Below are 22,136 nucleotides of genomic sequence, written 5' to 3'. Positions count from 1 at the left end.
GAATGTAGAAATACGGCGCTGTTATTTGAAGCAAAAAAATTATTTTAATTTGGCAAAGCAGCGGGCGGCAGCGTCAGCAGTACGTTGAATATTTTCATCAGTATGAGCGATAGACATAAAACCCGCTTCAAATGCAGAAGGGGCTAAATAAACCCCTTCATCAAGCATCAGGTGGAAGAAACGTTTAAAGCGTTCAATATCGCAATTCATCACATCCTGATAACAGCTGACTTTTTCAGCATCAGTAAAGAAAATACCAAACATCCCGCCAACATGGTTAACCACCAGCGGAATGCCAGCCGCTTTTGCTGCTTTCGTCAGGCCAGTAGCCAAATTATCTGTCAGTTCAGTCAGGCGCTGATGTACGCCGGGCTGAGAGACTTCTTTCAGGCAAGCAAGACCCGCCGCCATAGCAATCGGGTTACCAGATAAGGTGCCAGCCTGATAAACCGGGCCGGTTGGCGCTAATTTTTCCATTACTTCATAGCGTCCACCGAAAGCACCAACGGGCATACCACCACCAATGATTTTGCCAAGGCAAGTCAGGTCAGGCTCTACATTGTAATAAGATTGCGCACCAGATAAGGCGACGCGGAAACCTGTCATCACTTCATCGATAATCAATAAAGCACCGAATTCATCACACAGCGCGCGTAAGCCAGGTAAAAATTCAGGTAGCGGTGGCACGCAGTTCATATTACCAGCAACGGGTTCGACAATAATACAGGCTATCTCTTCAGGATGTTTTTCAAACGCCTCCCGAACCGAATCCAAATCGTTATAGGTACAAGATAGTGTATGTTTGACGAAATCAACCGGAACTCCCGGAGAGTTTGGTTGGCCGATAGTCAGCGCGCCAGAACCGGCTTTTACCAGCAGGCAATCAGCGTGGCCGTGATAACAACCTTCGAATTTGATGATCTTATCGCGGTTGGTATAGCCACGCGCCAGACGGATAGCACTCATGGTCGCCTCTGTGCCTGAGTTGACCATGCGCACCATATCCATTGATGGCACCAGTTCAGTCACTAATTGAGCCATTTCTACTTCAGCGGCAGTGGGCGCACCAAAACTTAACCCTTGTTCGGCGGCTTTAATGACTGCATTTCGGATAGCGTTGTGGTTATGCCCCAGTACCATAGGGCCCCAAGAGCCGACGTAATCAATATAGGCTTTACCATCAACATCATAGAGATAGGCACCGTCAGCGTGTTTGATAAACCGAGGCGTACCGCCAACGCCGTTAAATGCACGTACCGGAGAATTGACGCCGCCGGGAATAAGCTGTTTGGCCTGAGAATAGAGGATTTCTGATTGGCTCATTAAAAGGCTCCTGAATGTAACTTTAAATGGGTTTATCGCTTGCCTCACTGATTATAATGATCTTAGGACGATAATTCCGGGTTTATTCTTTACGTAATCAAGGAATGGTGAATCGACCACTTTTTTATTGGCTGCAAGTGAAGACGCATTTCTAAACATTGGGCCATTATCTGTCATAATAAAAATCCCTGTATGCGTGACATCTAGTCCGGCAAGGTGTGTATATATTCCTATATAATCACCCGTCTTTAAGTTTTTAATAACGGAATCATTCACCTTATTACCAGGAATATATTTAATATCTCGGTTGATAACACCAAGTCCGGGGATATATTCGCCACCATCAGCTTTTCTATTCAGACTTTTTGTGATTTTTATGTAAGAAGAACTTATTTCATTCGTCACATCTTTGGCATTCAATTTTTTTCTGGTTGACCAGTCTGTGAAGAAATGTTTTCTTTGTAAGAAACTGATTTTTCCATCGATATACCTTGTCTGGATGAGATTTTTTATAAAATCCTGTTGATCACTCGATTTTCTTAAAGACTCTACATAGTCAAGAAAAGTAAAACAGTCCAGGCCGCTAAAATCTATTACTAATTTTTCAGGTTCAGTTGGGGAGCCGACCAGTTTGTTTGCGGCATAAGGCGTATCCAGGAATTGATAAGAGATATTTTTTATCATTTCGCCAGGATTGTCTTTATTTCCCGGTTTTGCCTGGTTTTCTATAATGTCATTCATTTTCTTCGAGGTATAACTGTCAATATCGACTGGCTTGCTATGGGCTACGCAGCCTGCAAGGGTGACAACCAGCATAAGTGGTAATATTTTTTGCATAAGAACTCCACATGGTGACTTTAATAAATATTCAATAAAGTAACTAATAATCATGATAAATCAATAAATTTTCCTTTTTATAGTGAATTAATTGACTGATGATTGAACTATACTTAATTCAGTATCCAGAAGGTGACTATTGATATCGTCTGAATTCTGCACATCTGTTGGTGGTTGTAACTGGTGGTCTCATTTGCCTCTTTAGGGAGAGGGTCAGTCAAGAGTTGCTGAAATGACAAAACTTGAACGAACTAACCAGGTATTAGATAATTCGAATTATTAATAAATCGGCAAATTTCTGTTGTCTTGTGAATGTCTTTGCCAGGTTCTGGTCTGGAGTAAAAAATGATGAGCGATGATATAGCATTACCTTTGCAGTTTACTGATGCTGCCGCCAGTAAAGTGAAAATCTTAGTTTCGGATGAAGAAAATCCAAACCTGCGTTTACGGGTTTATATCACAGGTGGTGGTTGCAGTGGTTTCCAGTACGGTTTTACCTTTGATGATCAGATCAATGAAGGCGATATGACCATTGAGAAGCAGGGTGTCGAGTTGGTTGTTGATCCGATGAGTCTGCAATATTTGGTTGGCGGTTGTGTTGATTATACTGAAGGTCTGGAAGGTTCACGCTTTATCGTCACCAACCCTAATGCTAAGACAACCTGCGGTTGTGGTTCTTCTTTCAGTATCTGATTCCAGTCTTTTCCCGCAATGGGTCTGTGAACAATATGACCCATTTTCGGGGATCCCTGCCATTCCACTAAACTATTTTGCTTTATCCGGACCCCTTATCGTTCAATTGCTGGCATAGCTGTTCGGCGGCCAGCACGATACGAGGCCCTGCGCGATGAAACCAATCTTCATGCAATGTAATCACTTTGGCCCTTAATTGAGGATGCCAGAAATTTTCAATTAATCTGGCTTGTTCTGGCCCACCACTGATAACAATCGTCTCAGGTTTCCGAGTGAGTACTTGCTCACGGCTTACCTGTGGCCAGGGAACGGGGCTGTCAGCAAAAATATTTCTGCCACCACAGATTGAAAGCACTTCACTTTGCAATGTCTGTCCTGAGGCAGTAAACAGAGACTGAGTGCCGAATTGTAAAAAGACAGGTTTTGGTGTGGCAGAGGTATATTTTTGTTTCAGAGCGGCAAACCGTTGACGAAGTTCAGTCGCCGCTTTTTTTGCCTGTTCAGGATGCGGGCTATATTCGGCCAGTCGTTCCAAATCCTGAGCTATCTGTTCGGTGGTTTTGGGGTCGGAATAAAAGATTTTAATACCAAAAGAGACGAGTTGTTCCAGTGGGCGTTGGGGATTACCGCCACGCCATGCCAGGATCATATCGGGTTTCAGTGTGACAATGCGTTCGAGATTAATGCCTTGCCAATTAGCTACTTGCTCAAGTTTACTGGCTTGAGGCGGATAATCAGAATAAGCACTGGCCGCGATCAGATTGTCACCTAATCCGGCAGCGTAGGCTAATTCTGTGGTTGACGGGGATAAACTGATGACCCGTAAAGGTGTGGCATACAAATAATGGCTGAAACCACTGAGAAACAGTAAAAGCGATAACCAAACTGAACCTGCGCTTTTTATCCATCTCATGAAAGTATGCCCTTTAATCTATAAATATTTCGCATGTTTCCGGCAGAACAGACACGCCCTTGATATCTTCTGAAAGTATTAATCAGGACGTGATTCTGTCAATAAAATATTATTTATTGTGACTCAGTGTTGCCAGCATTGCGTTAACCATTAATGTGGATTGGCGGGCTGCCACGGAAAGAAATTCGTCAAAACTGAGGTGAGATTTCTTATCTGCCACATCAGAGATAGCACGTACCACAACAAATGGAGTGTTGTATTGGTGGCAGACATGCCCTATCGCTGCCGCTTCCATTTCTACTGCGGTAACCTGTGGGAAAGTGGCTCGGATACGTGCCAGTGGTTCCGCACCGTTAATAAATGCGTCACCGCTGCAAATCAGCCCACGCATTGCATGCAAATCCAGTGAACGAATACATTTTTCTGCTAGTGCGATTAGCTGGTTATCCGCCAGGAACGCAGAGGGGCATTGCGCCATTTGACCTGGTTCATAACCAAAAGCGGTGACATCAGCATCATGATAGCGGACTTCGCTGGATACCACGATATCACCGATTTGCAATTTCGGATCAAGGCCACCTGCGGAGCCTGTGTTGATAATCACATCAGGTTGACAATGTTCAAGTAGTAAAGTCGTACCAATTGCAGCAGAGACTTTACCAATACCGGATTTTAACAGTGCGATCTCCACGCCGTTGAGCTTACCGGTATAGATTTCGCAGCCACCTCGTGACAATGTCTGGCGATCTTCAATTTGATCGCGAAGTAAAGTCACTTCTTGCTCCATAGCACCTATCACGCCTACTTTCATTGTGTCATACTCGCTGTTGATTAATTAATCATATAAAATCATTCAGTTCCTGAGTTTAACATTTAATGCAGAACAATCAGATAATCTGTGGTGTAAAACAGTGCTATCTCACAAGTCGGGGGATAAATGTCCGGGATAGATTTTCGTCAGAAGCTTAATTATCAACGTAAATACAGTCATTATGATGTTGATCCTAATGATGAAGAGCAAGTTATTCGCCAGTTTGAAAGTGATCGTGGGCGGATTATGAATTCAGCGGCTATTCGTCGTTTACAGCAGAAAGCACAGGTTTTTCCTCTGGAAAATAATGCCGCTGTCCGCAGTCGTCTGACTCATTCATTGGAAGTGCAACAGATTGGGCGCTATATTTCGAAAACGATTATCAATGAATTGAAAACGCGTAATTTGTTGGTTAAATATGGTCTGGATAAACGGCTGTTGTCATTTGAGAGCCTGATTGAAATGGCTTGTTTAATGCATGATATTGGTAATCCACCTTTTGGTCATTTTGGTGAAGCAGCAATTAAAGATTGGTTTACCAGAAAGCTCGATCTTAATTTTGCTCTGGAAAATATTGAGCGAAAAGATCAATGTGAAATAGCTGCATTGCATTTGTGCGGGGATGTGAAAAAAGATCTTTTCCGGCGTCAATTACGTAAAGATTTATGTCAGTTTGAAGGGAATGCTCAGGCTATCCGTATGATACATAGCCTGTTAAAACTCAATCTGACTTATGCTCAGATTGGCTGCATTCTAAAATATACTTGTCCTGCTTTTCGTCTTGAAAAGGAGCTGGAGCAATTTAATTACCTGATGAAAAAGCCGGGTTTTTATTGGTCGGAAGAGAATTTTGTCTGTGAATTACGCCGAGAGCTTAAAATGGGCGAATTCTGTCGTTTCCCACTGACTTATATTATGGAAGCCGCAGATGATATCTCTTATTGCATTGCTGATCTGGATGACGCTGTTGAAAAGGATATTTTTGGGGTAGATACGTTGATGGAGTATTTGGAACAGGAGTGGGAAGAGAACGGCGGCCATCGGTCTGGCGATCTGTTCGACGCTACTATTAGAAAAGCTTATAAGAGAACGAATGGTAACGAATTACGTCGAAGTCAGCAGGACCAATTTTTTATGTATTTGCGGGTTTATATTACCGGCAGGCTGGTACCTTACACTGCCCGTCGTTTTATTGATCATCTGCCTGCTGTTTTTGAGGGTTCATTTAATCAAGCGTTACTTGAAGATAAGAGCGAAGAGCATCGGTTGCTTAAGACGTTGAAGAACATTGCCTGTAAAAGAGTGTTTAATCATCCGGAAATTGAAGAGTTGGAATTGAAAGGGTATAAAATTATTAATGGGTTATTGGATTTTTATTGTCCGTTATTAAAGATGTCTCGTCAGAGTTTTATGCAATTAAACCAGAACAATTTCCATGAAGATTATTTTATTGAAACCCGGTTGCTACACAAACTTTCCACCAAGCATCGCTTGGCTTATAACGAAGCGGTAGAAGGCATTATCGCCACTGATGAATCTGAGAAAAACCTGATCGAATTCTACTATCGTGCTCGTCTTATTCAGGATTACATCAGTGGCATGACAGATAATTATGCTTATGAAGAATATCGGAAGTTTATCTGATCTCCTGTGGGAAACCTCGGCTTTCAGGCCTGTTTCTTCGTCAAATCTCCTGATTAAGAGACAGAGCCAGCCGATAACTTTCCACCCTATCTCCTGTAATGTAAACCAGTCTTCCCGTTTAATATTCGGGGTTAAATATGGACGGAGATACGTTTACCATCAGGAAGTTGAACATCACAAGGCTTAACTCTCCACCTAACGCTGCAACATAGCGTTTCAATGTTGAGAGTTTAGGGTCATTACCAGGCTGTTCCATTTTCGCAATAGTTGGTTGTTTGACCCCAAGTGCGGCTGCCAGCTCAGTTTGTGAGACATCAAGAGCCTCGTGGATCTGACAAAGCCCTATCTCCCGTTTCATTTCATCAACCTTTTTAGCAATCCTGCGGCGGCTTTCAGGGCTGCGTTTTTCAAACAGTTCATTAAGTGTGGTCATATTCATATCTTCAGTTCTGCGAGATGCTTCTTAAACTCAGCATCAGCAAGTTTGATCATATCCTTATAGAACCGTTTTTCGTTCTGATATTTTGGCCGTTACTCAATAGTTTTTGGGCAGCGGCAAGTACATGGTCAATTTCATCTGTCAGCTCCAGCAATTCAGGTTCTATATCGGTTAATGGAATGTTTTTTTGTAATTGTTGTTCAATTAATTGGCAGAGTGCTTTAAGTTGTGGCACGCCGCTGTAACAGCAACTACCGTGCAGCTTATGGATCTGCTGCTGATAATCGTCAACAATTTCTCCTGACAGAACTTTTTCTGTGATTGCTTTTATATCCGGCAGCAAATCCACCAGCATTTTTATCATTTCTTTAGCTAATTGTTCTTTTCCACCTGACTGTTGCAGCGCTAACGGCCAGTTAATATGTTGTGATTCCGGTATCTTAATATGACGGTTTAACACCGTTCTCAGACCATCTTCATCCAGCGGCTTGGTCAGAAAATCTTCAAATGGCGATTGATCTGCATCGCTCTTTGGCCGGCAGGTATAGGCTGTGACGGCGATAATGGGGGTATTACGGTGTTGTGGTAGTTGGTGGATGCGTTCAGCAGTACAGATGCCATCCATACCCGGCATATGGATATCCATCAGAATAACATCAAAATGGTGAGATTTTGCCGATTGTAAAGCGTTTTCTCCATTGCTACATGTCACTGTTTTTTCTACAACTTCTTTCAATAATGAGCCGATTAGTTTGAGGTTGGCTGGATTATCATCAACGGCCATGACTGTTATGGGTAAACGTGGGGATTGGATGATCGTTTTTTGGGGTACAACAGAGCCGGTTAGAATGAAATCATCTTTTCCCAGCCACAAATCAAAACGAAAAACGGAACCTTTTTTCGTCTCGCTGGTAAAACTGATATTACCACCCATTTCGCGGATCAATTTCCGGGTAATTACCAGACCAAGGCCGGTACCGCCATAACGGCGTGAAATACTGGCATCTGCCTGATGAAAGGCCTGAAACAGATGGGGCTGCTGTTCAGGGCTGATTCCGATACCGGTATCACGGACAGTAATCTCTAAATTGATTTTATGGGATTGTTGTTGTGCCAGATTGATTTCTATTTTCACAAAACCTTGTTCAGTAAATTTAATTGCGTTACCGATGATATTGATGAGTATTTGCTGGAGACGCGTAGGGTCGCCTATGACCAGATTCGGTATTTTGGGATCAACGTTGTGCGTTAACTGAATGCCTTTATTTTTGGCACTGGGCGTCAATAAAACCATTACCTCGTCAATGGTATCCTGTAGAAGAAATGGAATGTTTTCCAGTATCAGCTTATCCGCTTCAAGCCGGGAAAAGTCCAAAATATCATTGATAATATTCAACAGATGATTGGCAGAACGTTCAATAATATGCAGATATTCAGCTTGTTGTATTGTCAGAGAGGTTTTTAGTGTTTGGCGGGTAAAACCAATAACGCCATTAAGCGGTGTGCGTAATTCGTGGGACATATTTGCCAGAAATTCTGTTTTTATTCTGGCCGCTTCCTGAGCACGTTTTTTCGCTATTGCCAGTTCAACGTTCTGAATTTCGAACTGCTCCATCGTTTCCCGCAGATCCGAAGTTGCCTGATCAATATCATTCTGCATCTCTTCTTTATAGCTAGAAAGCGATTTTGCCATGGCATTAATGCCATTTTTCAGCGTATCCAATTCACCAAAATATTTCCCGTTGACACGGCTGTTTAACTGCCCCTGGCGAATTTTATCAACAGCACTGACCATATCGCTGATAGGTTTTGTGATTTTGCGCACCAAATGGTAGGCGAACAGTGATGCCCAGCCAAGACAAATCAGTAATAGCAATATAAAGATAACTATTTCTTTATATTGCTGTAAGTGAGCTGACCGTAAATCAAGATCAATGGCGATATAACCAATCGGATGTAGGGATGGGGTATCAGCGTTCTGATGATTCTGAGATAAATGGCGCTCTGAGATAATCGGCATGCGTAAAATGATACTGTTTTTGACCTCTATTTTGGTCAGGAGTGTTGGCAGTGGCGTACCTGGTGCGATCTGTAGTTGAGCTGAATTGTATTTATAGTTTGATATATCAAATAACTGATTATCATCATTAAAAATGGCAATTGCCCGAACTATCTCAAAGTTTCTGCGATGAAGCCGGGTTATCAATGAGTTGACGCGTTCACGGTTATGCAGGTTTATCCCGATTTCACTGGCAATCGAAAGCGGTTCGATAATACTGACCCCGGATCGAACGATTTGGTTTTTCAGTTCACGATAGTGATAGCAGAGAAACGATATACTGAAAAACATGCCAATCAGTAAAATCGGAATCAGGATCAGGCTCATCATTCGGATGCGTAAGCTATATTTGGTCATAGGCGTCCATTATGGGAAAATAAGAACTTAATAATTCATAGTCCGTAAGAATCATGGTGCAATTTTATTCCCCCAATCGCCGAACAGTAAACCGGCATATCATCACAGTCACTGCTGATAATCTGGATGCCCAAGGACAGGGTGTAGCTCGTTATCAGGGTAAAACCATTTTTGTCGCCGGATTATTGCCCGGTGAACAGGCACAAGTACAACTAACGGAAGAGAAGCGCCAGTTTGCAAAAGCAAAGTTGGTTAAACGTCTATCTGACAGTCCATATCGTGTAAATCCCCGCTGTCCACATTTTGGAACATGTGGCGGTTGCCAGCAACAACATGTTGCCCCTGATTTACAGCGTGAGAGTAAAGTCAGTGTTTTGGAACATCTTATCAGGCGGGAAACAGGTATAACTGTTTCCGCCAAGCCGGTGATTCTCAGCCCTGAATATGGTTACCGGCGCCGCGCAAGGCTTGGCTTACATTATCAGATAAAACAACGTCAACTTGTGATGGGGTTTCGTCAGAATCAATCCAGTGAATTAGTTGCGATAAAAACATGCCCTGTTTTACAGCCTGAATTGGAACGGTTATTGCAGCCGCTATCTCAGTGTCTCAATGATCTGAAAGCGGCTAAACGGTTGGGACATGTGGAATTGGTGCTGGCAGATAACGGCCCATTAATTATATTGCGCCACCTTGATCCCCTGAAAGGGGAGGACAAAGCGAAATTATGCATGTTTTCTGTGCAACACAATGTGGCTATCTATCTGGCGGCAGATGAAACCTCACTTGAATCACTGAATGAACAACCGGAACCTTGGTATCAGGTGGGTGGCCTGAAACTGGTTTTCAGTCCAAGAGATTTTATTCAGGTTAACGATGAAATAAATCAACAAATGGTTGCTCAGGCGATGGAGTGGCTTGATTTACAACCGAATGACAGGGTGCTCGACCTGTTCTGTGGTATGGGGAATTTTACCTTGCCTATTGGCCGGATAGTTCAGTCGGTAGTTGGAGTGGAAGGGGTTGCCACACTGGTAGCGAATGGGCAATATAATGCCAGATTAAATAATTTGGATAACATATCTTTCTTCCATGAAAACCTGGAAGCGGATATACATCGTCAACCCTGGGCGAAACTGGGGTTTAACAAGGTCTTATTAGATCCGGCGCGTGCTGGTGCGGCAGGAGTCATGTCACACATCGTCGAACTGGCCCCTGAAAAAGTGGTCTACGTCTCTTGTAATCCAACAACATTGGCGCGGGACAGTAAGATTCTGCTTGAGGCTGGTTATCATATTATCAGTGTGCGGATGCTGGATATGTTTCCGCATACAGGCCATCTGGAGTCAATGGCGCTATTTAGCCGCCAGGTCGTGGTTGGGTAGACGCCGTGAAGTAGTCAGGAGAGATTATGGTTGCGGTAAGAAGTGCTCATTTAACCCCTGCGGGAGAGTTTGCAGTAAATAAGTGGATCGCCAGTTTAAATATAGCGAATCTTCAATTGGGTGAGAAATTAGCCGAAACCTGGCATTATTGTCACGAAAAAGCGCAAAATCATCCTGATTCAGAACTTCTGTTGTGGCGTGGCGTAGAAATGGTTGAGATCCTTTCCACGCTGAATATGGATAATGACAGTATGCGCGCTGCGCTACTGTTTCCGCTGGTTGATGCCAAATTGCTCAACAATGAAACCGTTACAGCGGCGTTTGGCGGCGCGATCATCAATCTGGTGAAAGGTGTCATGGATATGGACGCTATTCGTCAGTTAAAAGCCACGCATAATGATTCGACCTGTTCTGTGCAGGTTGATAATGTCCGCCGGATGTTGTTGGCAATGGTAGAAGATTTTCGCTGTGTTGTTATCAAGCTGGCGGAACGTATTGCCCATCTGCGGGTAGTGAAGGAGGCGACTGAAGATGAGCGTGTATTGGTTGCTAAAGAGTGCTCCAATATTTATGCGCCACTTGCTAACCGCCTGGGGATTGGTCAACTCAAATGGGAACTTGAGGATTATTGTTTCCGTTATCTCCATCCTGATGAATATAAAAAAATTGCTAACTTACTGCATGAGCGCCGGATTGATCGTGAACAGTATATTGATCACTTTGTCAGCACATTGCGTAAATATATGCTCAAAGAGAGCGTAACAACTGAAATATACGGACGACCTAAACATATCTACAGCATCTGGCGCAAAATGCAGAAAAAATCATTGGCATTTGATGAGTTGTTTGATGTCCGGGCTGTGCGGATTGTAGTTGAACGCTTGCAGGATTGTTATGCGGCACTGGGGATAGTACATACTCACTATCGTCATTTGCCGGATGAATTCGATGATTATGTTGCCAACCCGAAACCTAATGGTTACCAATCCATTCATACCGTAGTGCTTGGGCCGGGTGGTAAGACATTGGAAATTCAGATCCGTACCCGTCAGATGCATGAAGATGCGGAATTGGGAATAGCTGCACACTGGAAATATAAAGAGGGTGCGACGGCGGTTGGTCGAGCGGGGTATGAAGGACGTATTGCATGGCTGCGTAAACTGATCGCATGGCAGGAAGAGATGGCTGATTCTGGCGAGATGCTGGATGAGGTTCGCAGCCAGGTGTTTGATGATCGGGTATATGTATTTACGCCGAAAGGGGATGTTATTGATCTGCCTGCCGGTTCTACGCCACTGGATTTTGCCTACCATATTCACAGCGATGTGGGACATCGTTGTATTGGGGCAAAAATTAGTGGTCGAATTGTGCCATTTAGCTATCAATTACAGATGGGTGATCAGGTTGACATCATCACGCAGAAACATCCGAATCCAAGCCGTGATTGGTTGAATCCAAATCTGGGGTATGTCACCACCAGCCGTGGCCGGGCGAAAATTCATAACTGGTTCCGCAAACAGGATCGGGATAAGAACATCATTGCAGGTCGTCAGATGTTGGATAACGAACTGGCCCACTTAGATATCAGCCTGAAAGAAGCGGAAAAGCTGCTAATTGCGCGTTATAACGTTCATACCCTTGATGAAGTGCTAGCGGGAATTGGTGTTGGTGACATCCGCATCAACCAGTTGACTAATTTTCTGCAAAGCAAACTCAATAAAACCACTGCGGAAGATGCAGATCGGGAAGCGCTTCGCAATCTGGAGAGCAAATCCCATCTGCAGCGTAGTTCTGCTAAAGATAACGGACGGATTGTGGTAGAAGGTGTTGGTAACCTGATGCATCACATTGCCCGTTGCTGCCAGCCAATTCCGGGTGATGAAATTGTTGGTTTTATCACCCGTGGCCGGGGAATTTCCATCCACTGGGCTGATTGTGAACAGTTGGCGGATTTGCAGGCAAGTGCGCCTGAAAGGGTGGTGGATGCGGTTTGGGGAGAAAGCTATTCCAGTGGTTACTCACTGATTGTGCGTGTGATTGCGAATGATCGCAGTGGATTACTGCGTGATATCACCACGATCCTGGCGAATGAAAAGGTGAACGTGCTTGGGGTGAGCAGCCGCAGTGATGTAAAGCAGCAGATTGCCACCATTGATATGAATATTGAGATTTATAACCTGCAAGTGCTGGGACGGATATTGGCGAAAACCAATCAATTACCGGATGTCATTGAAGCCAAACGTCTTCATGGCAACTGACCGCAGGGAAATTAGGATAAAAAATGAAGTCACCCGCTATAGAACGGTTACTGGGGATTATGGCGCAGTTGCGCCACCCTCAACAGGGATGTCCTTGGGATAAAGAACAGACATTCAAAACTATCGTACCTTATACATTAGAAGAGACATATGAAGTCATTGATGCCATTGAACGTGGCGATTTTTCTGATCTAAAAGAAGAACTGGGCGATCTATTATTTCAGGTGGTGTTCTATGCTGAAATGGGCAAAGAGCAGCAATTATTTGATTTTGATGACATCTGCAATGCCATTAGCGACAAGCTGGAGCGCCGCCATCCGCATATTTTTGAGTCGCAGCAAAATATCCGTAGTGACGTGGCTATCAGTGGCTGGGAAAAACGCAAGGCGCAGGAAAGAGCACAAAAAGATCTTCATTCGCTCCTTGACGACATTCCGGCAAGCCTGCCGGCGTTAATGAAAGCGTATAAAATGCAGAAACGTTGCGCTTCCGTCGGTTTTGACTGGGACACTCTGGGGCCCGTGTTAGACAAAGTTTATGAAGAGATCGACGAAGTGATGGATGAGGCTCGTCAGGCAGTTGTTGATGAGCCGCATTTGGAAGAAGAGATTGGTGACTTGCTGTTTGCCGTTGTGAATTTGTCGCGCCATTTGGGGTATAAACCTGAAATCGCGTTGCAAAAAGCGTGTAATAAGTTTGAGCATCGTTTTAAAGGCGTGGAAAAGCTGATCTTGGACAAAGGCCAGACGTTGGAAGCGGCGACATTGGAAGAGATGGAACAAATGTGGCAACAGGTTAAGAAACAATAAGTTGAAGGAATAGCCTGAAAGCTGAAATTTTTAGTTTTTTGACAGGAAAATTTATGTTGAATAAATTTTCCTGATCTTCGCGTAAGAAAGGATTAAGTGTTTCTGGATTGGCTATTCTATTATTTCGTGATGAATGTCTTGCTCGTTTTTCCAATGATAAATTTTTTTCAAAAAAGAATATTCTCAAGAATAGAGGGTAATATTGGAATATCATTCTCACCATTACCCAATAATTTTAAATGCACGGAAGAGGTTTACTCAATGCTGATGGATATCAATATATTTATACATCAAAAGGAAAATCAATGCCGATTGTATTTAAGTAAAAACCAATGTATTGTGTTTAGTAACTATTTGTATTTACATTCCAGGATGAAGTTTCCAAAAGACTCACAAAGGACGTTATTTAGATTCTGGTTTTAGAGGGTTGTATGAATTTAATAATAGCTGATGCATTGGAGTATAAAGGCAGGATAAAAAAATTTGCTTCCGGGAATAAAAATGTCATTATATTTCTCTGTCTTTTATTACTCCCGGCAAAAGCTAGTGGTATAATTGAAATCTTAATTGTTTTTTCTTCGAATATTGTTACGCCAGGGAGTTACATTAAATCATTTTATTTCTCTTCCATATCGTTAATAATTTATGTGTTATTTTATTTGGTTAACATAAGATTTTTACCTACGGCAAGAAAAAATTCATTTGTTGTTTCTTTGGTAGATAAAAAAACATTGTTTCTTTGTAGTGTCGTTTTTTTTATTTACAGTGCTTTTCCGATGATTATTTTCTTTTTCTTGGGTTTTTCTCTGGAAATGTTAATTTTTTGTATTATTTCTCATCTATGTTATTTTTGATTATTTCTTTTGCTGTAATTGGATTTTGCCTATTTGAGTTAAACTTCTTATGTTTTGTTTTTGCATTCTTTATTCTATCTGCATCATTTAGAAATGGAATATTATATAATTTTATTTTCACGTTAACTATTTTATTGATGGCATATACCCTATAGATTTCAAGATGCATCGAGACGGCAAGGGAGCGAATCCCCGGGAGCATAGCGAACTATGTGACCGGGGTGAGCGAGTGCAGCCAACAAAGAGGCAACTTGAAAGATAACGGGTATATAGATTATATTTAAACCCTATGTGATGTTACCCAATTAATCAAAACAAGAAGTTGCTTTTATCAGGATTCTTTTCATTACCTTATATTATAAATCTCCGATATTATTTTCATAAAAATAAAATATCGTCACTGATTATGTTATTATTTGTTATAATATTATATATATTATGTGAAAGTGCCTTTTCTCAAATTCCAGCCAAGGCTGATTATATATTATTAGCATATTTCAGTGTTGTTACATATATATGCATGTTATTGTTCTATGATTTTTCATATATTGAAATGAATTATCTTTCATATTTGTATAATTTTTTGTCTATGCGGAAAATTTTGTTTTATAATTATTGCCTTTCTTTGTTTTTATTTTCTTTTTTAATTTTTCCTTTTTGTTTTCTGGTTGTTAAATCATTTCCTGTTATTATGTTTATATCTTATGTTTTTCTTTCAGTTATTTTGTCATTTATTTCTCTATTAAGAACACAGTACACGAAACTTATTATTCTTTGTGTTGTTTTATTTTTTACATATTTTTTGGGGTTATTTATGCTTGAAGTTATTGAACTGGAAGTTATTATTAATGATAAAACTATTTTTTCAAGAGTTAATTGTAATTTTTATGTCGGACTAAACCGTATTGCGGGAATTAACGGTGCGGGTAAAACGACTTTTCTTTCAAGTATTGCTGATGTAAATAAAGTTAAAAAAGGAATAGTTAACTTTATAGAAAAGGAGAAAAAATATCGATTTAGTTTACAGAAACATGGTTTTTATCTTTCAGATGATGTTGATTTTTATAACTTTATCACTGGAATAGATGTGATAAAACTAGGGAAACGTTATAGGAAAAGTAATCTAAAACATCCATTAGACTACTATTTAAATGGTTTTGGCATATCTAAATATTCTGGTATTGAATATTGGAAAATGTCACTTGGGACAAAAAAGAAATTTTTATTGACATCGGCTTTTATGACAGATGCAGATGTTTATATTTTTGATGAGCCAACAAATGGCCTTGACTCAGATTCTATAACATTTTTAATAGCGTTGATGATTTCTCTCGCAGAAGAGAAAATTGTTATTTTTAGTTCACATGATGACAGTTTTTTACAAGCATTAAGTTTCACTACCTATGAAATAAATGGTAATAAAATAATGTATCATGGTAAATAAAATATTTTGGTAATATTGATAGCTGTACTATGGTCGTAAATAAATATTATGTGGCGATTTTACATAATAAATGCAAAATTATAACGTTGAAAGTAACCTGATTCGTATGTTGTTAAATCGTTTATTTAAGGATTTTGTTATTCGGATTTTTGTTTATCCTTTTTTCAGTAAACATAAGCATTAATAAAGCCAGTTTTTTTCTTATTTTTCACTGATGGCTTTATAATTGGCTGGTTTTAAACTATGATTAAAAATCATTTAAATATTTTTGGCATATTAGGTAACTTGAGTTTCGTTTGAGAAGGGAACTAACGTGTCTCAGACACGATCAGCATTTTTGACGAAAAATTAGCGGGATTTGCTGTTTTTTTGCTTAGTTTTCCTTCAGTATAAAAGAAAGTATGTTACTATTCGCCTATGAAAAGAAAAAATACACCAACGCCACATGATGCTGTTTTTAAACATTTTTTAAGTCATGTGGATACTGCCAGAGACTTTTTGGAAATACACCTGCCGGCGACATTACGGGCAGTTTGTGATCTTGATACATTACGGTTGGAATCAGGGTCGTTTATTGAGGATAATCTGCGCGCACATTATTCTGATATCCTGTATTCGCTAAAAACAGTGCAGGGTGACGGATACGTATATTGCGTGATTGAGCATCAGAGTTCCCCGGATAAGATGATGGCATTCCGGCTGATGCGATACAGTATTTCCGCAATGCAGCGGCATCTGGAACAGGGACATGAAAAATTGCCGCTGGTCATTCCGGTATTGTTTTATCATGGTAAAACTCGGCCGTATCCGTGGAGTACCAACTGGTTTGACTGTTTTGATGTTCCGGCATTGGCGAAGGAAGTCTATTCTGCCGCATTCCCTTTGGTGGATGTGACGGTGATTCCGAACGATGAAATTTTAACGCACAAACGGATTGCGCTGCTGGAGATGGTGCAAAAGCATATCCGGCAGCGTGATATGGCGGAGTTACTGCAAGAACTGATCATACTGCTGACATATGATTACTATACGGATGAGCAGTTGAAAAGCGTGTTAAACTACTTGTTACAGGCGGGAGATACCGCCGACCCTGAAGGGTTCATTCGGCGACTGGCAGAGCAGTCCCCGAAGTATGAGGAGGTACTGATGACTATAGCGCAGAAACTGGAGCAGAAAGGGCGCCAGGAAGGACGTCAGGAAGGACGTCAGGAAGGGCGTCAGGAAGGACGTCAGGAAGGACGTCAGGAAGGACGTCAGGAAGGGCGCCAAGAGGCAACTCTAAAAATCGCGCATGCATTGCTGAACAGCGGAATCGATCGTGAAACGGTGATGAAAACCACCGGTTTGAGTGAGAACGAGCTTGAGCAAATACGCCACTAATTCACACTGAGAGTCTTTATCGGTGTAAAGATTCATGTGTAAATGCCCGAAGCGCATAGAAACGGTACACCATTTGGGTGAGTTCGGGTTTGTATTGCTCGGGCATTCCGCTTTTGAATAAAATAAAGCTGATGAGTTGTTTGTGTCAGTCTAGACAAGGATTGGTGGTTGAAAAGAAAGTCAAAATACTTATTGCAGGCGGAGGATGACGCCTGTAAAGAGCTTTATTTAGCGATTGGCAGAGCAGTCCCCGAAGTATGAGGAGGTACTGATGACTATAGCGCAGAAACTGGAGCAGAAAGGGCGTCAGGAAGGACGCCAAGAAGGACGTCAGGAGGGGAGCCAAGAGGCAACTCTAAAAATCGCGCATGCATTGCTGAACAGCGGAATCGATCGTGAAACGGTGATGAAAACCACCGGTCTGAGTGAGAACGAGCTTGAGCAAATATGCCACTAATTCACACTGAGAGTCTTTATCGGTGTAAAGATTCATGTGTAAATGCCCGAAGTGCATAGAAACGGCACACCATTTGGGTGAATTCGGGTTTGTGCTGATAATTTTTCAAAAAGGCGCTTACGATTGCTGAAAAAGGAAATGCAAGTAAAAAGGAGAAAATACACCATGTTAAAAAGATGAGAAGCCTGTAAAATTATTCTCATTACGGGAGTTTTCTTATTTTTTAATTAAAAATTCATTTAATACATGGCTTTAAGGAGCAATTTTTGTCAATTTAATGGTTTTTTCGTTTTCTGATCTCTATTTAACTTCTCTATTTTAATTAAACTGATAATTAAGTTTTCTCGTTTTTCTGTATTTGATTTTTTAGGTTTAAAACCAGAGAGTAACAGATGTGTTAATGGTATTAAAACAACGCTTATTTCTTTAATAATCTTTAATGTTTTTAAACATATTTGTGCTTTTTTACTAATGATTTGCTTAATACGGTTAATTCTATTAAATGTTTTAATATAATCTTATGTTTTTGTTATTGGATTAATGTTTTCATTTTGCCGTTTTATTAATCAATTTAAAACCCGTTTTTCCTGTTGTTTTCTCTTTCTAATGTCAGCAGAGCATTGAATCTTTTACCCGCTTTAAAAAATCCTTAATCACTGTTTTTTACTTTTAATGATTAAAGTCTTTAACTGTTTTTTCAAGATTTTAAAACCACCTTGACAGGTGAAAAACCGTTTTTTTTAACTGCTGTTTTATCACATTTAGATAAAGCGTGTGAAATGCCGCCCAATAAGGGCAGCGATTAAACCTCAGTAATTAATGGTAATAATCCCAAATTTAATAACTGAATTTCAATATCATTGGCTTTATCAATATCATCCTGATTTTCGCCGTTAAAAATGCCTTTTTTGGTGATAATTAATGTACCCAATTGTTCTTTATCATTTGCAATCGGCAAGATTTCATCTGCCATTGGTAACAATGAGGGATCTATTATGGAGGGTAAATAAATCATCCAGCCGGCACTTAACCTGTCGGGGAATACCTGATTTCGCTTCAAGGTATATCCGTTAGTTTCTACCATAATATAGGGGGCATTACGGCTGAAAACCAAAAAGGTAATAAAATCAATTAATCGTGAAAATTGAAATTCTTTTTCGTCAATATTGAGATCTATTCTTACCTTAGTTTGTCCTAACCTGTCTCTACGATAGTTCTCATAAAATAGGGAACAGCCAAATTCATCATTTTCGCCATCCCAGATTTTTTTTCCTATAAAAGGGAAATCTTCTTTGTAACTTTTTTCAAACACCTGAAACGCTTTTTCCGTCGGGTGGTCCCCTTCAAAAACAAGGTATTCCAATGCTTCTTTACGAGTATGACCTGTCAAATACCAGGTCTTATGACGGCAAAAAAAGTGATCGATTTGCTGAGTAATTCGATACAAATCAGCCAATACTATTTGGGGAGTCAACGGTTCTTGCTGGTCAAAATACAGCTTTATTTCTGGTGATAAAATAGTCATTTATTGTCTCGTATTATCTGAGTAAAGGGGTGTGAAATACTTTAATATTGAAATATTCAGCAAACTCCTGTGAGTAGTAAGCGGCGCTTACAGGCTCCATAAAATGCCAGTGGGAGAGTGGAATATCATTCAATGAGGCGCACACATCTTGTTGTCGTCTACCCTGCTTTTTCATGGATTCATCACCAGTCCACCATATCACTGGCTTTCCCTTCCTAAAAAACTGATCATATTTAGCCTTGGATTCCAGAAACAGGCATGCTTTTGGTCGCCAGCCATCGAAGCTGACTCCCAGACATTCCCATACCTGTATGAGTTTTGCGTCCGGTTTGTAAACGGTTTTGGCTATCTGGATTTGATAATCAAGGGTCACCTGCGAGTATGAACGGGTGCTTTCCCAGCTGGGACTTACTTTCTCAATGGCTGGACACGCCTTGCATTTTTCCCTTGTTGTACTGATCGCGTCCGTTTGGGCTTCAGCTTGCTCTTTTTCATCATCCTTGTCTTTTGTCATCTCCGTAACGCCGAGGCCAACACCAACGCCAACCAATATGCCCGCAAGGGCTGATGCTGCATATTCGGCAGCAGTCAGGGCTACCGGAATTACCAGAGGTAAAGGCATGTTAATTTCTCCTTTTCAACAAGTTATCTATTATCCTCAAGATATCTTTGTATTGTTGTTCCGGGTTTTCTCCTGCTTCAAGGGCATTTTTGATTTCTGGTACACCATGGAAATTAAGATTAAATGCAGTTAAATAAAGGTATGATCTAACCAGTTTTTTATCTTTAAAGCCCAGCTCGCTGATTAAATACCGATACGCCTCTTTCAGTCGCTTATGCAAATTTTTTTCATCCTCATGCACAACCAAGTCGGCATGTTCTGACAAAATGCATTGCCTGATTTTTTCAATATAAGTATTGTCCTCTAGATCTATAATTTTATCGAATTGTTCCTGAGTGAGTTTAATCATGGCATTGCTCCTTAACTCATAAGCTACTATTACCTATATTGGGCCTTTTATCTGTGTGCAATTTAGACGAAACGATCACCATGGAAGCAATCATACTGTTTTTTAATCAATTAAGGCAATAAATTCATTCGAAATTGAGAAGAGACAATAACGATTGGCTTCATGAAAAATGAAGTTTGTGTCTGTACACATGTCTACATTGAAAATGCTGTGGAGGGGGAAAATACCTTATTTTCGTGCAGATTATTTGTAGCGAATTTAAGGTTCGGGTATACTGCTTTCCCGTCCTGGTTATATCCATCATCTTTAAACCTAAACTTTCAGGCTCAGCATGAAAACTAATTATATTTTTGTGACCGGCGGGGTCGTATCCTCTCTGGGTAAAGGCATTGCCGCAGCCTCTTTGGCCGCTATACTCGAAGCCCGTGGACTTAATGTCACTATTATGAAACTGGATCCGTACATCAACGTCGATCCGGGGACGATGAGCCCAATCCAGCATGGGGAAGTTTTTGTTACCGAAGACGGCGCTGAAACTGATCTCGATTTAGGTCACTATGAGCGTTTCATCCGCACTAAAATGACCCGCCGTAATAACTTCACCACAGGCAGGGTTTATTCCGAAGTTTTGCGTAAAGAGCGCCGTGGCGATTATCTGGGCGCAACCATTCAGGTTATTCCTCACATCACCAATGAAATCAAAGATCGCATCATCAGTGGTGGTGAAGGTCATGATGTCGTGTTGGTGGAAGTCGGCGGTACTGTCGGTGATATCGAATCATTGCCATTCCTTGAAGCTATTCGTCAAATGGCAGTAGAAGTTGGCCGTGAACATACGTTATATCTGCACCTGACACTTGTTCCTTATCTGGCAGCGGCTGGGGAAGTAAAAACCAAGCCAACTCAGCATTCAGTAAAAGAGCTGCTTTCTATCGGTATTCAGCCGGATATTCTGATTTGTCGTTCAGATCGCGTCATTCCTGCTAATGAGCGGGCAAAAATTGCCCTTTTCTGCAATGTGCCGGAGAAAGCGGTTATCTCCCTGAAAGACGTTGATTCCATTTATAAAATTCCAGGGCTATTGAAATCTCAGGGTTTAGATGATTATATTTGTAAACGATTCAGCTTTGATTGCCCGGAAGCAAATTTGTCCGAATGGGAGCAGGTCATTTACGAAGAAGCGAATCCTTCCGGTGAAGTCACTATCGGCATGGTGGGTAAGTATATTGAACTGCCTGATGCATACAAATCTGTGATTGAAGCGTTGAAGCACGGTGGATTGAAAAATCGTCTGACGGTTAACATCAAGCTGATTGATTCCCAGGATATTGAAACCCGTGGCGTTGAATTATTGAAGGGGTTGGATGCGATTCTGGTCCCTGGTGGTTTCGGTGGCCGTGGTGTGGAAGGAAAAATCATGACAGCCCGCTATGCCCGTGAGAATAAAATCCCTTATCTGGGGATTTGTCTCGGCATGCAGGTGGCATTGATTGAGTTCTCACGTCATGTTGCGGGCCTGGAAAAAGCCAGCTCAACAGAATTCGAACCTGATTGCAGGTTCCCGGTTGTTGGCCTGATCACCGAATGGCGTGATGAGGACGGTAATTTAGAAGTGCGTAGCGAAGAGAGTGATCTTGGTGGAACGATGCGTGTGGGTGGTCAGCTATGCCACCTGACAAAAGACAGTCTGGTGCGTACCCTGTATGGGGCAGATACCATTATTGAGCGCCATCGGCATCGTTATGAAGTGAATAATTTGCTGTTAAAACGTATTGAAGATGCCGGTCTGCGGGTAGCAGGCCGTTCAGTAGACAATAAATTAGTGGAAATTATTGAGATCCCAGACCATCCTTGGTTCGTGGCTTGTCAGTTCCACCCAGAATTTACTTCTACTCCTCGTGATGGTCATCCGCTGTTTGCCGGTTTTGTCAAAGCAGCCGGTAAATACCAGAAAAGCCAGCTCAAATAAGATGTGCA

The 22,136-nt window shown here is 41.4% G+C and carries 17 protein-coding genes and 2 pseudogenes; 10 read left to right on the top strand and 9 right to left on the bottom strand.

The window, feature by feature from the left end:
- Positions 1–39: 39 nt before the first annotated feature.
- Complete coding sequence (hemL, locus tag C5470_RS05490; RefSeq protein WP_166286624.1) at positions 40–1,323, bottom strand: glutamate-1-semialdehyde 2,1-aminomutase; 1,284 nt, start codon at positions 1,321–1,323, stop codon at positions 40–42.
- A 51-nt stretch (positions 1,324–1,374) separates the two neighbouring features.
- Complete coding sequence (locus C5470_RS05485) at positions 1,375–2,160, bottom strand: DUF1460 domain-containing protein (RefSeq protein WP_166286622.1); 786 nt, start codon at positions 2,158–2,160, stop codon at positions 1,375–1,377.
- A 348-nt stretch (positions 2,161–2,508) separates the two neighbouring features.
- On the opposite strand from C5470_RS05485, the gene erpA reads away from it, so the two are divergent.
- Positions 2,509–2,853 (top strand): iron-sulfur cluster insertion protein ErpA, encoded by a 345-nt coding sequence (gene erpA / locus C5470_RS05480; protein ID WP_031280637.1) that lies wholly within the window; start codon positions 2,509–2,511, stop codon positions 2,851–2,853.
- Positions 2,854–2,935: 82 nt separating this feature from the next.
- On the opposite strand, the gene btuF is transcribed toward erpA, so the two are convergent.
- Entirely contained in the window at positions 2,936–3,766 is an 831-nt protein-coding gene (btuF, locus tag C5470_RS05475) for a vitamin B12 ABC transporter substrate-binding protein BtuF (protein ID WP_166286620.1), read from the bottom strand.
- Positions 3,767–3,875: 109 nt separating this feature from the next.
- The gene (gene mtnN / locus C5470_RS05470; protein WP_166286618.1) at positions 3,876–4,577 is read right to left on the bottom strand and encodes a 5'-methylthioadenosine/S-adenosylhomocysteine nucleosidase; all 702 of its coding nucleotides are present in this window, start codon (positions 4,575–4,577) and stop codon (positions 3,876–3,878) included.
- Between the two features lie 126 nt (positions 4,578–4,703).
- Here mtnN and dgt point away from each other — a divergent pair, with 126 nt between their 5' ends.
- On the top strand, positions 4,704–6,221 hold the full coding sequence (gene dgt / locus C5470_RS05465) for a dGTPase (protein ID WP_166286616.1): 1,518 nt from the start codon (positions 4,704–4,706) through the stop codon (positions 6,219–6,221).
- A 131-nt stretch (positions 6,222–6,352) separates the two neighbouring features.
- Here dgt and C5470_RS05460 read toward each other — a convergent pair.
- Both C5470_RS05460 and C5470_RS05455 read right to left on the bottom strand, forming a co-directional pair.
- A pseudogene (locus tag C5470_RS05460) lies at positions 6,353–6,654 on the bottom strand (helix-turn-helix domain-containing protein).
- A gap of 55 nt (positions 6,655–6,709) precedes the next feature.
- Complete coding sequence (locus C5470_RS05455) at positions 6,710–9,076, bottom strand: ATP-binding protein (RefSeq protein ID WP_166286614.1); 2,367 nt, start codon at positions 9,074–9,076, stop codon at positions 6,710–6,712.
- A gap of 53 nt (positions 9,077–9,129) precedes the next feature.
- Between C5470_RS05455 and rlmD the strand changes: the two genes are divergently transcribed.
- The 7 genes and pseudogenes from rlmD to C5470_RS05420 form a co-directional block, all read left to right on the top strand.
- Positions 9,130–10,461, top strand: a complete 1,332-nt coding sequence (gene rlmD, locus C5470_RS05450) for a 23S rRNA (uracil(1939)-C(5))-methyltransferase RlmD (protein ID WP_166286612.1) — start codon at positions 9,130–9,132, stop codon at positions 10,459–10,461.
- Positions 10,462–10,487: 26 nt separating this feature from the next.
- Positions 10,488–12,719, top strand: a complete 2,232-nt coding sequence (relA, locus tag C5470_RS05445) for a GTP diphosphokinase (protein ID WP_166286610.1) — start codon at positions 10,488–10,490, stop codon at positions 12,717–12,719.
- A gap of 23 nt (positions 12,720–12,742) precedes the next feature.
- The gene (mazG, locus tag C5470_RS05440; protein ID WP_166286608.1) at positions 12,743–13,528 is read left to right on the top strand and encodes a nucleoside triphosphate pyrophosphohydrolase; all 786 of its coding nucleotides are present in this window, start codon (positions 12,743–12,745) and stop codon (positions 13,526–13,528) included.
- Between the two features lie 129 nt (positions 13,529–13,657).
- Entirely contained in the window at positions 13,658–13,951 is a 294-nt protein-coding gene (locus C5470_RS23565; protein ID WP_422631049.1) for a TauD/TfdA family dioxygenase, read from the top strand.
- 1,245 nt (positions 13,952–15,196) lie between these two features.
- Positions 15,197–15,826 carry an AAA family ATPase gene (locus tag C5470_RS05430; protein WP_166286606.1) on the top strand — a complete coding sequence of 210 codons (630 nt, stop codon included), beginning with the start codon at positions 15,197–15,199 and terminating at the stop codon, positions 15,824–15,826.
- 417 nt (positions 15,827–16,243) lie between these two features.
- A complete protein-coding gene (locus C5470_RS05425; protein WP_166286604.1) occupies positions 16,244–17,206 on the top strand; it encodes an Rpn family recombination-promoting nuclease/putative transposase in 963 nt (320 codons plus the stop codon).
- Between the two features lie 168 nt (positions 17,207–17,374).
- Positions 17,375–17,663: pseudogene (locus C5470_RS05420) on the top strand (Rpn family recombination-promoting nuclease/putative transposase); the annotation flags it as partial.
- A gap of 802 nt (positions 17,664–18,465) precedes the next feature.
- On the opposite strand, the gene C5470_RS05415 reads toward C5470_RS05420, so the two are convergent.
- The 3 genes from C5470_RS05415 to C5470_RS05405 are packed head-to-tail and all read right to left on the bottom strand — an operon-like array spanning position 18,466 to position 20,159.
- The gene (locus C5470_RS05415) at positions 18,466–19,188 is read right to left on the bottom strand and encodes an Imm52 family immunity protein (protein WP_036849772.1); all 723 of its coding nucleotides are present in this window, start codon (positions 19,186–19,188) and stop codon (positions 18,466–18,468) included.
- A 13-nt stretch (positions 19,189–19,201) separates the two neighbouring features.
- Positions 19,202–19,810 carry a restriction endonuclease fold toxin 5 domain-containing protein gene (locus C5470_RS05410; RefSeq protein ID WP_166286602.1) on the bottom strand — a complete coding sequence of 203 codons (609 nt, stop codon included), beginning with the start codon at positions 19,808–19,810 and terminating at the stop codon, positions 19,202–19,204.
- Position 19,811: 1 nt separating this feature from the next.
- Positions 19,812–20,159 carry a hypothetical protein gene (locus C5470_RS05405; protein ID WP_036849774.1) on the bottom strand — a complete coding sequence of 116 codons (348 nt, stop codon included), beginning with the start codon at positions 20,157–20,159 and terminating at the stop codon, positions 19,812–19,814.
- A 331-nt stretch (positions 20,160–20,490) separates the two neighbouring features.
- On the opposite strand from C5470_RS05405, the gene pyrG reads away from it, so the two are divergent.
- The gene (pyrG, locus tag C5470_RS05400; RefSeq protein WP_166286600.1) at positions 20,491–22,128 is read left to right on the top strand and encodes a glutamine hydrolyzing CTP synthase; all 1,638 of its coding nucleotides are present in this window, start codon (positions 20,491–20,493) and stop codon (positions 22,126–22,128) included.
- The last annotated feature ends 8 nt before the right edge of the window (positions 22,129–22,136 follow it).

The organism is Photorhabdus stackebrandtii (assembly GCF_011189495.1).
GTDB classification, from domain to species: Bacteria; Pseudomonadota; Gammaproteobacteria; order Enterobacterales; family Enterobacteriaceae; genus Photorhabdus; species Photorhabdus khanii.
The sequence above is the reverse complement of the archived record's forward strand: the minus strand, read 5'-3'. Positions and strand labels throughout refer to the sequence as shown.

Coding starts and splice junctions, on each gene's coding strand:
- hemL (WP_166286624.1), bottom strand. CDS start 1,323: ATGAGCCAATCAGAAATCCTCTATTCTCAGGCCAAACAGCTTATTCCC.
- C5470_RS05485 (WP_166286622.1), bottom strand. CDS start 2,160: ATGCAAAAAATATTACCACTTATGCTGGTTGTCACCCTTGCAGGCTGC.
- erpA (WP_031280637.1), top strand. CDS start 2,509: ATGAGCGATGATATAGCATTACCTTTGCAGTTTACTGATGCTGCCGCC.
- btuF (WP_166286620.1), bottom strand. CDS start 3,766: ATGAGATGGATAAAAAGCGCAGGTTCAGTTTGGTTATCGCTTTTACTG.
- mtnN (WP_166286618.1), bottom strand. CDS start 4,577: ATGAAAGTAGGCGTGATAGGTGCTATGGAGCAAGAAGTGACTTTACTT.
- dgt (WP_166286616.1), top strand. CDS start 4,704: ATGTCCGGGATAGATTTTCGTCAGAAGCTTAATTATCAACGTAAATAC.
- C5470_RS05455 (WP_166286614.1), bottom strand. CDS start 9,076: ATGACCAAATATAGCTTACGCATCCGAATGATGAGCCTGATCCTGATT.
- rlmD (WP_166286612.1), top strand. CDS start 9,130: ATGGTGCAATTTTATTCCCCCAATCGCCGAACAGTAAACCGGCATATC.
- relA (WP_166286610.1), top strand. CDS start 10,488: ATGGTTGCGGTAAGAAGTGCTCATTTAACCCCTGCGGGAGAGTTTGCA.
- mazG (WP_166286608.1), top strand. CDS start 12,743: ATGAAGTCACCCGCTATAGAACGGTTACTGGGGATTATGGCGCAGTTG.
- C5470_RS23565 (WP_422631049.1), top strand. CDS start 13,658: ATGAATGTCTTGCTCGTTTTTCCAATGATAAATTTTTTTCAAAAAAGA.
- C5470_RS05430 (WP_166286606.1), top strand. CDS start 15,197: ATGCTTGAAGTTATTGAACTGGAAGTTATTATTAATGATAAAACTATT.
- C5470_RS05425 (WP_166286604.1), top strand. CDS start 16,244: ATGAAAAGAAAAAATACACCAACGCCACATGATGCTGTTTTTAAACAT.
- C5470_RS05415 (WP_036849772.1), bottom strand. CDS start 19,188: ATGACTATTTTATCACCAGAAATAAAGCTGTATTTTGACCAGCAAGAA.
- C5470_RS05410 (WP_166286602.1), bottom strand. CDS start 19,810: ATGCCTTTACCTCTGGTAATTCCGGTAGCCCTGACTGCTGCCGAATAT.
- C5470_RS05405 (WP_036849774.1), bottom strand. CDS start 20,159: ATGATTAAACTCACTCAGGAACAATTCGATAAAATTATAGATCTAGAG.
- pyrG (WP_166286600.1), top strand. CDS start 20,491: ATGAAAACTAATTATATTTTTGTGACCGGCGGGGTCGTATCCTCTCTG.